We start from the raw sequence: 17,446 nt of genomic DNA, 5'->3' as shown, positions 1-17,446 counted from the left end.
TCTTTTCTGTTTCTACATGAAAACATTGAAAACCATAATTTCCGACGCTGTTTTATTTTCCAACTGTTTTATTAATGATATCAATGATCTGTTCTTCTTTTTCCAGCATAAGCATATGCTCTGCCTCAACAGGGTATACTGATAACAACGTCTGATCTTCCATGATCGACTCAACATTATTATATGTACAATCCTTTATATAGTTGCTAAATGATTCGTCAACGCCTGCTCCCGCCAACATTGCTTTCAATAAAACAACTTTTGTACAGCTAAGCTTGTTAGAAACATGTTCTCTGGTGATTTTAAACTCTGCCGACAAAAAGTTTTTGGTAGCAATAAAATAGCTGTGGCCAACGGGAACTTTCAGCTCCCTACTCAATTCTTCATCGGAAGGGAATAAAAGGGAGTCGATTAATTTCTGATCGGAAGCAAAGAGAATAGTATCCAACAGGCAAACCTTTATCTTCTGGCATCCTCTTTTCTCCAGTTGAGAAGCAACTTCCAAAGCAATAGTTCCACCCAGAGACCAGCCCAGTAAAATATATTCTTCCTGCCCGGTCTGTTCCTGTACCTGAATAATATGGTCCAGATAGTACCCCGCAAGCTTATTCAGATTATCAATTTTTTCTTCATGATAAAGATTATAGGAATCCACACCATAGCAGTCATAACTGGTTTTCAGCCGTTCTGCCAGAGACTGATACACCTCACATCCTCCGTGTCCCGGGTGGATAAAGAACATATTCGGGTTATTATTAACTGCATTCAGGATGGCCACCGCTTTGTATTCTTTACTAAATACTGCAATAAGAGCAGCCAGATTGCTGATGGTTCTTTCTTTGAAAACATCTACAGTTTTCAATTTCACATCCAACACCTGCCGTATTCTGTTAATCAGCTTAATAGTCATGATACTGTTTCCTCCCAATCTGAAGAAATCATCATGAATACCAATTACTGAAGCATTCAGTGCAAGGACTTCGCTATAGATCCCGCATAATTTTTCCTGCAGGTCGGTCTGCGGAGCGATATATTCATTTCCTCCGGTAAATGTTGGTTCAGGAAGTTGTCTTCTGTCCAGCTTACCATTGATAGTCAATGGCAAGGAGGTTAAATGAACAAAGACTGCCGGCACCATATATTCCGGAAGAACTCCGGATAAAAATGCAGTGATTTTTTCCGCTTCCAAAGCAGCGCCCGAAACGTAATAGCCAGCAAGGTATTTCATCCCCGCTTTGTTTTCTTTGGCAAGCACCACTGCCTGTTTTACTTCCGGATATTCCAGTAATCTGTTCTCGATTTCCCCGAGCTCAATCCTGTAACCACGGATTTTTACCTGAGAGTCATTACGTCCGATATATTCCAAAGCTCCATCCGCATGGTACCTTACTAAATCTCCTGTTTTGTACAGTTTGCCGTTTTCACCCTTTTTTTTCTGTTCTTCTGTTTGGAAAGGGTTCGGAATAAAGCGTTCTGAGGTCAGCTTCGGCATGCCCAGATAACCACGCGAGATTCCGACACCACCAAGATAGAGTTCCCCAATAGCTCCTACCGGAAGCAGGCGGCAGTGAGTATCCAATACATATATTGAAGTATTTCCCACAGGATACCCGATCAAATGCACATCCCCATGCACTACCTTTTTATAGGTTGCATAAATAGCCGCTTCTGTTGGCCCGTACAAATTATAAAGGTTGACATACTCCGACCAATATTTCCCTGTTTCATAATCACACGGTTCGCCGGCATATAATAATCCTTTCAGGGCCGGGTATTCAATACGGGGTAAAACAGATAATAGAGCAGGTGGCAGGTAAGAATAATTAATTTGATGCTCAAGTAAATACCGACTTATTGAATCCGCATCTTTTCTTATGCTTTCATCCAACAGGTGCAGTTCATTTCCGAACAATAACGTATTAAAAAACTCTGACACCGATACATCAAATACATAGGATGTATAGGCTGTTATTTTCTCATTCTCACTGAATCCATATGCACCTCTTACCTGGGTCACTACATTTACCACACTCCTATGTGCTATCATTACCCCTTTAGGAACACCTGAGGTTCCACTGGTATAGATCACATAAGCCATGTGCTGTGGCGCTACCTGAGTTACCGGATTGTCAATACTACTGTTTTCAAGCATTTCAATCAATTCCGGACTGTCTAATATAAGCATGGCCACGGTTCCACCACATGCTTCTTCAACCCTCAGGGCGGAACCGTTCTGCGCCAGTACTATTCCTGCTCCCGTATCATGAAGGATATGCGCTATTCGGTCCGCCGGATAGGAAGGATTCATTGGAACATAGGCGCCGCCGGCTTTTAATACCGCCAGGATGGCAACAAGCATATCTTCAGAGCGGTCCAGGCACAACGGTACCAGATCATCCGGCTGAAGAGCATAGGTGTTGATCAGATAGTTTGCCAAACGGTTGGAACGTTCATTAAGCTCCCTATACGATAAGCTCACGTCCTGATACACGACAGCCGTATGGTCCGGCGTTCTTTCAACCTGTAATTCAAATAAGCCGTGAATGGTATTAGCATCAGCATAAGGGGTTTCAGAGGCCCATAATTTTGACAGAGATAGCTGCTGTTCACGGGAAATAAGGCTGAGTTCTGCTAATTTAAGATCTTGTTTCCATTTAGTGTCTGCTATCTGTTCAAGCATAAACAGATAGGAATTCATCATATTTTCAATCGTTTCCCTGGTGAATAACGACCGGGCATAGTTAAACATTCCGTGAAGGCTATCATTACCATCGTCTATAATGGTGGTAATATCAAATTTAGCTACTTCATAATCTGTCTTTCCTGTAAAAGGACGCAGAATTGACTGATGATCAGAAAGATTTTCTCCCAAACCCTGAAGGCCAAACATCACCTGGAATACCGGATGGCGGGAAGCATCCTTTTCCACGCCAAGTTCCTCCACCAGTTTCTCGAACGGAAGATCCTGATGAGCCTGGGCTTCGGCTATTGAACCAGCTATCTGCAGGATAAAGTCTTTGATGCTTTGTTCCGGATCAATCGTTTCTCTTAATGCTAAAGTATTGACAAAGAAGCCTATGATATCTTCCAGTCCCGCATGGTGACGGTTGGCAATAGGACTTCCTAACACAATATCATCCTGCCCCGAATAGGCCGAAAGCATCAGGTAATATCCTCCTAAAAGGACACTGAATAAGCTGACGCCAAGTTCTTTTGAATACGAGCGCAGCTTCCCGCTTTGTTCTTCACTGATACAGAAATAAATGCTGTCGCCCTCATAAGATATTTGTGCTGGTCTCCGGAAGTCTGTTGGAAGAGCAAGATGTTGGACGCCGTTCAGTTTATTTTTCCAGTAATGAATCTGCTTGTCAAGACGCTCTCCTGTCAGATAATTGCGCTGCCATAAAGCAAAGTCTTTATACTGTACTTTTAAAGCCGGAAGATCATGAGCTTTCCCTTCTTTGAGGGCGTTATATATATGAATGATCTCTTTCAGAAATATGCCTGCCGACCATCCGTCAAATGCAATATGGTGAATAACAACCGACAAATAATACTCGCCTTCAAGTTTAAAAATATGGATACTTACAGGCGGCTCCTTTTCCAGATTGAAAGTTTTATGGGAGATACGGCTTATTTCTTCCTCCAATTCAGCCATCGTTCTTATTTCCTGATGACGGATCACCAGGCTATCATCTAATACTGCTTGCCAGCCCAAACCATCATCTGTCATCCTGATCACGGAGCGAAGCACTTCATGCCGCATTACCACGGCATCCAATGCTTTACTCAATAACTGAAGATCGGTTTTTTCATCCAGACGGAAGGTCATCGGGATGTTATAGGCACTGCTTCCGCCGTCATAATTATCTATGAACCATAGTCTTTCCTGGGCAAAGGATAACCTTTGTGCTTCCGGAGAGGATACAGGAACAGCAGTAATGACGATCTGTTCCCCCCTGTTGTTTTCATCTGCCAGCACATGCGAAAGAGCGGCAATAGTTTTATAGCTGAAAACAGTGGATACAGCTATCTGTAAGTCTAAACCCTGCTTGATCTTACTGATAAGCTTGATGGCCATAATACTGTTCCCCCCCAATCTGAAGAAATCATCATGAATGCCAATCGATTCAGATGGGATAGCTAAAACTTCACCATAAACCTCACATAATTTTTTCTGTAGATCGGTTTCAGGGGCGGTATATTCTTTCCCTCCGGTAAATTCTGGTTCAGGAAGTTGTCTTCTGTCCAGCTTACCATTGATGGTCAATGGCAATGAGGTTAAATGAACAAAGACTACCGGCACCATATATTCCGGAAGAACTCCGGATAAAAATGCAGTGATTTTTTCCGCTTCCAAAGCAGCGCCCGAAACGTAATAGCCAGCAAGGTATTTCATCCCCGCTTTGTTTTCTTTGGCAAGCACCACTGCTTGTTTTACTTCCGGATATTCCAGTAATCTGTTCTCAATTTCTCCAAGCTCAATCCTGTAACCACGGATCTTCACCTGAAAGTCATTACGTCCGATATATTCCAAAGCTCCATCCGCATGGTACCTTACTAAATCTCCTGTTTTGTACAGTTTGTCGTTTTTACCTTGTTTTTTCTGTTCTTCTGTTTGGAAAGGGTTCGGAATAAAGCGTTCTGAGGTCAGCTTCGGCATGCCCAGATAACCACGCGAGATTCCAACACCACCAAGGTAAAGTTCTCCAATAGCACCTACCGGAAGCAGGCGGCAGTGGGTATCCAATACATATGTTGAAGTATTTCCCACAGCATTCCCGATCAAATGCACATCCCCATGCACTACCTTTTTATAGGTTGCATAAATAGCAGCTTCTGTTGGCCCGTACAAATTATAAAGGTTGATATACTCCGACCAATATTTCCCTGTTTCATAATCACACGGTTCGCCGGCATATAATAATCCTTTCAGGGCCGGGTATTCAATACGGGGCAAAACAGATAATAGAGCAGGTGGCAGGTAAGAATAGTTAATTTGATGATCAAGTAAATACCGACTTATTGAATCCGCATCTTTTCTTGTGCTTTCATCCAACAGGTGCAGTTCATTTCCGAACAATAACGTATTAAAAAATTCTGACACCGATACATCAAATACATAGGATGTATAGGCCGTTATTTTCTCATTCTCGCTGAATCCATATGCACCTCTTACCTGGGTCACTACATTTACCACACTCCTATGTGCTATCATTACCCCTTTAGGAACACCTGAGGTTCCACTGGTATAGATCACATAAGCCATGTGCTGTGGCGCTACCTGAGTTACCGGATTGCAAATACTACTGTTTTCAAGCATTTCAATTAATTCCGGACTGTCTAATATAAGCATGGCCGCAGTTCCACCACATGCTTCTTTAACCCTCAGGGCAGAACTGTTTTGCGCCAGTACTATTCCTGCTCCCGTATCATGAAGGATATGCGCTATTCGGTCCGCCGGATAGGAAGGATTCATTGGAACATAGGCGCCGCCGGCTTTTAATACCGCCAGGATGGCAACAAGCATATCTTCAGAGCGGTCCAGGCACAACGGTACCAGATCATCCGGCTGAAGAGCATAGGTGTTGATCAGATAGTTTGCCAAACGGTTGGAACGTTCATTAAGCTCCCTATACGATAAGCTTACATCCTGATACACGACAGCTGTATGATCAGGGGTTCTTTCAACCTGTAATTCAAATAAGCCGTGAATGGTATTAGCATCAGCATAAGGGGTTTCAGAGGCCCATAATTTTGACAGAGATTGCTGCTGTTCACGGGAAATAAGGCTGAGTTCTGCTAATTTAAGATCTTGTTTCCATTTAGTGTCTGCTATCTGTTCAAGTATAAACAGATAGGAATTCATCATATTTTCAATCGTTTCCCTGGTGAATAACGACCGGGCATAGTTAAACATTCCGTGAAGGCTATCATTACCATCGTCTATAATGGTGGTAATATCAAATTTAGCTACTTCATAATCTGTCTTTCCTGTAAAAGGACGCAGAATTGACTGATGATCAGAAAGATTTTCTCCCAAACCCTGAAGGCCAAACATCACCTGGAATACCGGATGGCGGGAAGCATCCTTTTCCACGCCAAGTTCCTCCACCAGTTTCTCGAACGGAAGATCCTGATGAGCCTGGGCTTCGGCTATTGAACCAGCTATCTGCAGGATAAAGTCTTTGATGCTTTGTTCCGGATCAATCGTTTCTCTTAATGCTAAAGTATTGACAAAGAAGCCTATGATATCTTCCAGTCCCGCATGGTGACGGTTGGCAATAGGACTTCCTAACACAATATCATCCTGCCCCGAATAGGCCGAAAGCATCAGGTAATATCCTCCTAAAAGGACACTGAATAAGCTGACGCCAAGTTCTTTTGAATACGAGCGCAGCTTCCCGCTTTGTTCTTCACTGATACAGAAATAAATGCTGTCGCCCTCATAAGATATTTGTGCTGGTCTCCGGAAGTCTGTTGGAAGAGCAAGATGTTGGACGCCGTTCAGTTTATTTTTCCAGTAATGAATCTGCTTGTCAAGACGCTCTCCTGTCAGATAATTGCGCTGCCATAAAGCAAAGTCTTTATACTGTACTTTTAAAGCCGGAAGATCATGAGCTTTCCCTTCTTTGAAGGCGTTATATATATGAATGATCTCTTTCAGAAATATGCCTGCCGACCATCCGTCAAATGCAATATGATGAATAACAACCGACAAATAATACTCGCCTTCAAGTTTAAAAATATGGATACTTACAGGCGGCTCCTGTTCCAGGTTGAAAGTTTTATGGGAGATACGGCTTATTTCTTCTTCCAATTCAGCCATCGTTCTTATTTCCTGATGACGGATCACCAGGCTATCATCTAATACAGCTTGCCAGCCCAAACCATCATCTGTCATCCTGATCACGGAGCGAAGCACTTCATGCCGCATTACCACGGCATCCAATGCTTTACTCAATACCGGAAGATCGGTTTCTTCATCCAGACGGAAGGTCATTGGGATGTTATAAGCACTGCTTCCGCCGTCATAATTATCTATGAACCATAATCTTTCCTGGGCAAAGGATAACCTTTGTGCTTCCGGAGAGGATACAGGGACAGCAGTAATGACGATCTGTTCCCCCCTGTTGTTTTCATCTGCCAGCACATGCGAAAGAGCGGCAATAGTTTTAGAGCTGAAAACAGTGGACACAGCGATCTGTAAGCCCACTCCCTGCTTGATCTTACTGATAAGCTTGATGGCCATAATACTGTTTCCTCCCAATTTGAAGAAATCATCATGAATGCCGATCGCCTCAGACGGGACACCTAAAACTTCACCATAAACTTCACATAATTTTTTCTGTAGATCGGTTTCAGGGGCGGTATATTCTTTCCCGCCGCTAAACTCAGCTTCAGGTAAAGCTCTTCTGTCCAGCTTACCATTGATGGTCAACGGCAAGGAGGTTAAATGAACAAAAGCTGCCGGCACCATATATTCCGGAAGAACTCCGGATAAAAATGCAGCGATTTTTTCCGCTTCCAAAGCACCATCCGAAACGTAATAACCGGTAAGATATTTCATCCCCGCTTTGTTTTCTTTGGCAAGCACCACTGCTTGTTTTACTTCCGGATATTCCAGTAATCTGTTCTCAATTTCTCCAAGCTCAATCCTGTAACCACGGATCTTCACCTGAAAGTCATTTCTGCCAATGTATTCCAATTCTCCGTCAGGCAGGTACCGCACTAAATCTCCTGATTTATACAAAATTCCGTTTCGTTCGTTCTCTTTTTGTTCTAACGTCTGGAAAGGATTCTTAATAAAGCGTGCCGCCGTCAATTCCGGTCTGTTCAGGTATCCTCTGGCAATTCCCGCGCCGCCCACATAAAGTTCTCCCACTGCCCCTACAGGAACGGCACGAAGATGAGCATCAAGGATATACATCGCCTGGTCAGGAATATTTTCTCCAATCAGGGAAGCCTTATCCAGGTCTTCCACGCTCAATTTTTTATAGGTAACATGGACGGTGGTTTCGGTAATCCCATACTTATTTATCAATGCCGGTTTTGCACCGTAACGTTCATACCATGGTTTTAATGAGGCAAGATGCAAGGCTTCTCCCGCGAATATCACATAACGCAATTCCTCTAACAGTTCTTCACGCTGAAGGGCGATATCCATAAACTGATAGAAAGCTGTCGGAGTCTGGTTTAATACGGTAAGCCCTTCTTTCAGACATAAACTAAAGTATAAATGGGTATCCCTTACCTGTTCCGAAGTCGGCACCAGCAGCTTCCCGCCATACAGCAAGGCTCCCCACATCTCCCATACACTGACGTCAAAGGCATAGGAATGGAACAGGCTCCATACATCCTGATCATTAAACTGATACCAATGATCGGTTGCACTGAAAAGACGCACTACGTTTCGGTGCTCCTGCATTACGCCTTTTGGCATTCCGGTGGTTCCACTGGTATAGATCACATAAGCCATGTGCTGTGGCGCTACCTGAGTTACCGGATTGTCAATACTACTGTTTTCAAGCATTTCAATCAATTCCGGACTGTCTAATATAAGCATGGCCACGGTTCCACCACATGCTTCTTCAACCCTCAGGGCGGAACCGTTCTGCGCCAGTACTATTCCTGCTCCCGTATCATGAAGGATATGCGCTATTCGGTCCGCCGGATAGGAAGGATTCATTGGAACATAGGCGCCGCCGGCTTTTAATACCGCCAGGATGGCAACAAGCATATCTTCAGAGCGGTCCAGGCACAACGGTACCAGATCATCCGGCTGAAGAGCATAGGTGTTGATCAGATAGTTTGCCAAACGGTTGGAACGTTCATTAAGCTCCCTATACGATAAGCTCACGTCCTGATACACGACAGCCGTATGGTCCGGCGTTCTTTCAACCTGTAATTCAAATAAGCTGTGAATGGTATTGGCATCAGCATAAGGGGTTTCAGAGGCCCATAATTTTGACAGAGATTGCTGCTGTTCACGGGAAATAAGGCTGAGTTCTGCTAATTTAAGATCTTGTTTCCATTTAGTGTCTGCTATCTGTTCAAGCATAAACAGATAGGAATTCATCATATTTTCAATCGTTTCCTTTGAAAATATTGCTTTTGCATAATTGAACATTCCATGGATATCTTCTCCACTATCATCAACGATGGTTGTAAGATCAAACCTCGCTACCAGATAACCTGACTCTCCTTCAAACGGATGGAGTATAGCCCCATCGTTTTGGATACGCGCCGTTTCATTCTGTAATCCAAACATCACCTGGAAAACCGGGTGTCTTGAAGTATCCTGCTCGATTCCCAGTTCGTCTACCAGCTTCTCAAACGGAACATCCTGATAGAATTGCGCTTCTGTAACGGATTTCGATACCTGAAGGATGAAGTCTTTAAGGCTTTGATCCGGATCGATTTTTTCTCTTAAAGCAAGCATATTGACAAAGAATCCTATGATATCTTCAAGTCCCGCATAATGACGGTTGGCAATAGGACTCCCCACCACAATATCATCCTGCCCCGAATAGGCGGAAAGCATCAGGTAATACACTCCCAGCATCAGGCTGTACAGACTTACTCCAAGATCTTTGGATAGATTTCTAAGCCTTTCGCTCTGCTCTCTGGTCAGATTGAAGTACAGGTTCTCCCCATCATAAGATATTTGTGAAGGTCTCCGGAAGTCTGCTGGAAGAGCAAGATATTGAAAGCCCTCAAGCTGATTTTTCCAATAGCCGAGCTTTTGTTCCAGACGGACTCCTGTAAGGTAATTTCTTTGCCATAAAGCGAAGTCCTTATATTGTATCTTTAATGCGGAAAATACTTCTGTTTTTCCTTCAAGCAGGCTTTTATATGCCGCCTGTACCTCATTCAGGAATATACCGGTCGACCACCCGTCAAAAGCAATGTGATGAATAACAACGGATAAATAAGTATGATTTTCAAGCTTAAATAATGCTATATGAACCGGAATTTCTTCATCAAGGCTAAATATCTTATTGGCGCATTGATTGATACGCTGGTTAAGTTCTTCCCTGGTATGTACTTCCGTCGTTTTGATATCCGGAAACAATTCTGTCACAACCTGATAACCTACTCCTTCTTCGGTAGTTCTGATGACTGAACGAAGCACTTCATGGCGGTTTACAACTATTTTTAAGGCAGCGCATAAAACAGCAATATCTGTCTTTTTATCCAGAACAGCAGCCATTGGGATGTTGTAGGCATTGCTCCCATTTTCATATGTTTCTATAAACCAAAGCCTTTCCTGAGCAAAGGACAATCGCTGTTCATCCGGAGTCACTACTTTAACAGGTATGATGTTTACCTGCTCTGCCGGATCAGTGTCTTCCATCAGCGCTTTCTCCAGAGCAACTACTGTTTTATGGTTGAATATTTTTGCAACATTTACCTGCAAATCTATGTGTTGTTTGATCTTACTGATAAGTTTGATCGCCATAATACTGTTTCCTCCTAACCGGAAGAAATCATCATGAATACCGATATTTTCAGCATTTAACCCCAGTACTTCTCCATAAATTTCTACAAGCTTTCTCTGCAGATCATTTTTTGGCGCTGAGTATTCATTATTTACAGTAGATTCAGGTTCTGGTAGCTGCTTCCTGTCAATTTTGCCACTGATTGTCAACGGCAATGCGGTTAAATGTACAAATGCGGCAGGCACCATGTATTCGGGAAGCGTTTTTGATACAAACGCTGAAATCAGCCCGGAATCTATTCCCGCATCAGCAACATAATAGCCCACAAGATACTTCAGACCGGCATTGTTTTCTTTTACAAGAACTATTCCCCCGCGGATTCCCGGATACTGAAGCAGCCTGTTTTCTATTTCTCCTAATTCTATACGGAAGCCTCTTATCTTTACCTGGAAGTCGTTTCTACCCATATAATCAATATTTCCGTCTGGAAGCCAGCGAACAAGGTCTCCTGTTTTATAAATCCGGCTATTTTCACCCTTATTTTTCTGCGCCTCTGTCTGGAACGGGTTATTAATGAAGCGTTCTTCTGTAAGTTCGGGCCTGTTCAGATAGCCTCTTGCAACTCCGGCTCCTCCAATGTACAATTCTCCTACTGCGCCTACTGGAACGGGATGGCAAAGCTGGTCCAGAACATATACACTTGTATTATTAAGTGGACGGCCAAGGCAGTTGATCTCGCGATTGGTATTCACAAGGGAGGTAATGGTAACTTCCGTAGGCCCATAAGTGTTTAAAAACAGGAAGTTCCCATTTTTCAATTTATTATGCAGATCTGCCGGCAAGGATTCCCCTCCGGAATCCACTATACGCAGGCTCTCCACCGCTGTAACATCTATATTTCGCAATACTGAAGGGGTAAAATGCAGACAGGTTACTTTATAATCCATTAATTTTCTGATGTATTCCTCTTTGTTCAACATTTCCTGGTTGTCTATGAAAAGTAATTGACCACCATTCAACAAACACAGGAAAATTTGCTCAACCGAGGCATCAAATACATAGTTGGAAAACTGAAGAGTAATATCTTCCTCACTCATTTTATACCGGGCACTGAGATCACTAATCAGATTAACAACTCCTGTATGCGCTATCAATACTCCTTTAGGCATTCCTGTTGTCCCACTGGTATAGATCACATAAGCGAGATCGTTTGCCCGAGTATGGGTCACCGGATTAGCAGTACTACTGTTTTCGAGCTTTTCTATCAGTTTTTTATCATCCAGCAACAAAACGCTCACGTCTTCTGAATGAATTTCATTGAATTTGATTTTAGTACTTTCCTGCGTAATAACTATTTTAGCCCGCGTATCCTGAAGTATATATTCTATTCTCGCTATTGGATATGACGGATCCATCGGAACGTAAGCCGCTCCGGATTTTAACACCGCCAGAATAGCAATCAGCATATTTTCCGAACGTTCCAGGCATAAAGGAACAAGATCATCCGGCTGGAGATCATAAGTATTGTTCAAATAATTGGCAAGGCGGTTGGCACGTTCATTAAGCTCCCTATAAGATAAGCTCACGTTCTGATACACCAGCGCCATGCGATCCGGCGCCTTAACCACCTGATCTTCAAACATGCTTTGAATTGTTTTACCTGTTGGAAATTCAGTCCAGGTATTGTTCCAGTCTATTGTAATTTTTTTCAGATCTTCCGAAGAGATATAATGCAGATCTTCTGAAGTTATTTCAGGATTTCCCAATAGCTGGTCCAGAATGACTTCCATGCCTTTAAGCAGCTGATTCATCATACTGTCTTCAAAAAGGTAGCCATCATATCCTACCACCAGAGAAACCTTCTCATCGCGTTCAAAAGCCGTTACCACCAAAGGATAATCCAATCTTTCTATTGCATCCCTGAATACAAACGCTAACTCATTGTTATTCTGTCCTTGAGGGACCGGATAGTTTTCGTAGACAAATAAACTGCTGAAAATCCTGCGTCCATCACGCTGAAGATCCGCCAGATTAACATCACCATAAGCATTAAGCTCACTAATATCATCCAGAATCTTTGCAATATGGTCTTTGACCTTTCCTTCTTTATGGGTGACGATAAGCGGTAAAGTATTGATATAAAGTCCTACGGAAGATTCTATTTCATTAATGGGAAGGTTTCTACCGGATATCGTAGTTCCTACTACCGTCACTTCTAAATTACTATAAATCTTTAATTGGTTGTGCCACAAATACTGCAGGATTGCGTTTACGGTAAAGCCGTTCGTTTGCGTAAATGCTTTTAATTGCTGATATTGCTCTCCTTCTATCAAAAGTTTTACTTCCTGGTGATCTTTAATCTGTTTATAGGTTCCTAAATCAATATGCCTTTGAGTATCTTTCAAGAGGTTGGTGAAATCTTCCTGACCTTCAAGCTGATCCATGTACCTCTTCCAGAAATCGCTGCTGCTTTTTCTATTTTGCTGCAGATATCTTTGCGTAGCCGCATACGCCGTCTCCGCGATAACCTCAGGCTGCTGATGGCTGTTTAGTTGAATATACAACTCATGAACGCTGTTCAGAATAATTGGCAAACTCCATCCATCAAGAATCGCATGATGGTTACTTAGCAAGCAGCTGTAACGCTTTTCTCCTCGTTTGAAAAGGTAAACCCTAAACAGACTGCCTTTGGATAAGTCGTAAATCTCAAACCGGTCTTTTGGTATTATTTCTTCCATCAGGGCATTCTGCGCTTCTTCATTCATTCCACTGATATCCTGATAGCGCCAGTCCAGATTTCCTTTTTTATCGATAACCTGGACAATCTCTCCATTCCAATTAAACCTTATTCTAAGTGCGGGATACCTTTTCTGCGTCAGTTCCCATGCTTTTTTCAGGTTTTCAGGACTGATCTCTGCATAATAATCCCATATCAACTGTACCCGGTAGGCATCATCAGTTTCTCCCTGATTTAAGGCATGATAAACGAACCCTTCCTGTAAACTGTTAGCCAGATATACGCCTTCTATTTCACCATTCTTCTGAACATCTGAAAGCTGGCGCTCTTCAATAAGATTATCTACATCTGATGGGGTAAGGTAGCTTCTGCTTCTTTGCGAAACGAAATCAACAACTTCTTCTATTTTTGTTTTAAATAACACCGTGAACAAACTGATCAGGTCATCTTTAAGATAGCCCGAAACGCTGAACTGTAGCTGCCCTTTTATTATAGCTCCATTGATACTGATATAGTATGGATCTTTGTTTTTGCCTCCAGTGTTAAGACCGCTGTCTTCTGCCGTAATAAACCAGCTTTTCTCTTCAGATCCATGATCCAGCTGTCCCAGGTAATTAAAGCTGATTTTAGGCAATTCCCGTTCTGTATAGCCTATCAGACTGCCATATCCAAATCCGTTGTGAGGAATATTTCTCAGTGATTCTTTCGTCCAAACAATAGTTTCATCCAAATTATCGCTTTTCTTTAAAAGCAGTGGGTACATGGAGGTAAACCAACCTACCGTCTCTGTAACATCAAGGTTGTTGAATATTTCTTCCCGACCATGACCTTCCAGAACAACGGAATGAATTTCCTCTCCCGTCAGTTCTGAAAGCGCAAGAGATAATGCAGCAAGCAACACATCATTTATCTGCGTATTATATATATGATGAATACCCCTGATTAACTCCTGAGTTACCTCCGGGGAGATGATCAATTGATACTGCCCGTAACTTTCACCTATGAAATTTTTCAGATTCCTGTTGTTCTTTTCAACGGCATCTGCAATAGTGTTCCAAAGTGACCGCTCCTGTTCCCGGGACACCGGATCTTCAGAGCTGTATGCCACTACATTTTCCACCCATTGGCGGTAGCTGGTTCCTTTGGTATGGGATATAATGGATTTTGTGTCTCCTCTTTCAAGGGATTGATAAATACCCTTTAAATCTTCAGCAATGATCCTCCAGCTTACCGTATCAATAATCAGATGGTGGAAAGCAAGATAAATTCTCGCACTACCATCCGGATAACCATTAAGGTATCCAATGTTATACAACGATCCACTTTCAATATCAAAATGAGACTGCCAATCGGTAAAAACCTTTAACAATTCTCCCTCATTCAGACCAGCCACATTGAGATAATTGATTGACAGATCATTTACTTCCCCATATCGTTGAATGTACCTTCCATCTTTATTGTGATACCGAAGTCTAAGGCCATCATGTCTTTCAATCAGGTATTTTACAGCATGTTCCAACCATCCTTTATCAAGTTCCGGAACATTAATAAGGAAGGCCTGGTTCCAATAGTTGAAATCTTCTAAATATCCTGATTCAATCTGTGCAAAGAACCATTCCTGAATTGGCAAAAGCGGAACTTCACCTTGTAGCAATCCCTGTTCCGCCATAATGTGAACCTCCTCTTTTTCCTTTTTACTTTCTATTAATAAAGCGAGAGAAGCGGTAGTCCGGGCCGAAAAAACATCTTTAACACTTAACCTTACTTTCAGCTGTTGACGGATTCTCCCCACCAACTGAATGCTGACAATGCTGTCTCCTCCTAATCTGAAGAAGTCATCATGAATATTGATGCTGTCCGAAGAAAGCCCTAAAACCTCTCCATAAATCTGACATAATTTTTTCTGCAACGCTGTTTCCGGAGCGGTATATGCTTTGTTTCCTGTAAAATCAGGTACAGGCAGTGCACTTCTGTCCAATTTACCATTGATCGTCAATGGCAAAGAGGTTAAGTGAACAAATGCTCCCGGAATCATGTATTCAGGTAATGATTCGGATAGATACGCAGAAAGTAATGCTGAATCTAAAGGATTTTCAGAGACATAATAGCCTGCAAGATATTTTAAGCCTGCTTTATTTTCTTTAGCCAATACTGCTGACTGACGAATTCCCGGATAGGTTGACAGCCTATTTTCAATCTCAGCCAATTCAATTCTATATCCGCGAATCTTCACCTGAAAGTCATTTCTTCCAATATATTCCAACTTGCCATTCGCCAGCCAACGTACAAGATCTCCTGTTTTATACAGACGTCCATTGTCTCCATTTGCTTTCTGATCCGCAGTATGGAAAGGGTTCATGACAAAACGTTCTTCTGTTAGGTCAGGCCTGTTCAGATAGCCTCTTGCCACTCCGGCTCCTCCAATGTACAATTCTCCTACTGCGCCTACCGGAACAGGCCTTGAATAGCGATCCAAAACATAAGCTCTTACATTCCCGATCGGGCCTCCAATATTTAATGGATTTTCGTCCTCTTTATAATGGTGCAGGGTTGCACATACGGTACCTTCTGTTGGGCCATAGGCATTGATCAGGTCTACTCCATGTTCTTTATACTGAGCCATTATACGCGGGTTGGTAATGTCGCCGGCCACCAGGAGCTTTTCTAAAGGAAGAATATATTCTGTGGTTAGCAATACCGGAGGAATGGTAGCAATGCTGATATTATTCTCTTTTATATATTGCTGCAGGCCAATCAGGTCTGTCTGGGTTTCTTTATTCAGAAGATGGATAGACTGTCCATGCACAAGAGCCGGGTAAAGCTCCGCAACATGGGCATCAAATACATAGTTCGCATACCAAAGACAGTTTTTCTGACGAACAGGCTGTTCAGCTATGAATCCATACTCTTCAGCGTGCTGTTGGATCAGGTTAACAACTCCTTTATGCGCTATCATTACACCTTTCGGCATTCCGGTGGTCCCACTGGTGTAAATAACGTATGCTAAATTATCTGCATTAACGTTGGTAACAGGATTATCAGCATCAAATTTTTCAACTATGGCCTTAAAAGCAAACCCATCCAGGGAAATGGCATCAACAGTTTTATTTTTTAGCTGTTGTATGGTGTCTTCCTGACCTAAAATGATCCTCGCCTTCGTATCCTTAAGGATATGTTCAATTCTTTCCGACGGGAAGGAAGGAGCTATAGGAACATAAGCTGCTCCGGTTTTTAATACCGCCAGCATCGCTACCAGCATATTTTCGGAACGTTCCAGACACAAAGGAATCAAGTCATCTGGCTGTAAATCATAAGTACTCAATAAATAATTGGCTAAACGATTCGATCTTTCATTCAGCTCCTGATAAGACAGCTCAATATCCTGATACACCAAAGCTATGGCATCAGGAGTTTTCATCACTTGCTGCTCAAATAATTGTTGAATGGTTTTCTCACCAGGATAATCAGCAGCTGTGTTATTCCAGGTCTCTGTGATCTTATTGTAATCTGTTTCTTCCAGAAGGCTGAAATCTCTGATTCTTATCTTTTGATCGTTTGCCTCTCCTATTTTGGCCAATTGACCCAGCATCAGCATATAGGTATCCCGCATTCTGAGAATCGTCTCTTTTTTGAAGAGAGAAGTGGCGTAAATGAATATTCCACTAATAGTTTCATCTCCGTCATCAATCATCGTGGCCAGATCGAACTTAGCTGCCTGATAGTTAATTTCCTGATACAGCGGAGTGAATATCGTTTCATTATTTATATTCATTTCGGAGCTTTGAACTCCGAACATCACCTGAAAAATGGGGTGTTTTGAAGTATCCTGCTCCACATCCAGCGCCTCCACCAACTTTTCAAACGGAAGGTCCTGGTTAGACTGGGCTTCTGTCACTGATCGGGAGATCTGGAGAATAAAGCTTTTAATATCTTGCTCAGCACCGATCTTTTCTCTTAATGCCAATGTATTTACAAAGAAGCCGATCATATCCTCAAGCCCTTCATGATGCCGGTTTGCAATCGGGCTTCCTACTACGATGTCGTCCTGACCTGAGTAAGCGGAAAGCATCAGGTAATACCCGCCCAGCACCATGCTGTACAGGCTCACCCCCCATTCTCTGGAAAGCTTTCTCAAACGGGAACTTACTTCCTGAGAAAGGCGGAAATGAGCGGCAGCTCCTTCATAAGAGATATTGGCCGGTCTTTTGAAATCTAAAGGCAGACTAAGGGCTTCAAAACCTTCAAGTTTATTTCTCCAGTAGCCGAC

1 protein-coding gene (only partly in view) is annotated in these 17,446 nt (G+C 42.6%); it reads right to left on the bottom strand.

The features are described from left to right. Window positions 1-52: 52 nt before the first annotated feature. A protein-coding gene (locus tag FN124_RS25020) for a non-ribosomal peptide synthase/polyketide synthase (RefSeq protein ID WP_142687536.1) crosses the window boundary here: on the bottom strand, window positions 53-17,446 show its 3' portion. It continues 17,760 nt past the right edge of the window; only the last 17,394 of its 35,154 coding nucleotides appear in the window; its start codon lies off the right edge, out of view — the gene reads right to left on this strand; it ends in the stop codon at window positions 53-55.

Origin of the sequence: Chitinophaga polysaccharea (assembly GCF_902150045.1) — a bacterium.
GTDB classification, from domain to species: Bacteria; Bacteroidota; Bacteroidia; order Chitinophagales; family Chitinophagaceae; genus Chitinophaga; species Chitinophaga polysaccharea_A.
This window is presented reverse-complemented; position numbering and strand designations above follow the sequence as displayed.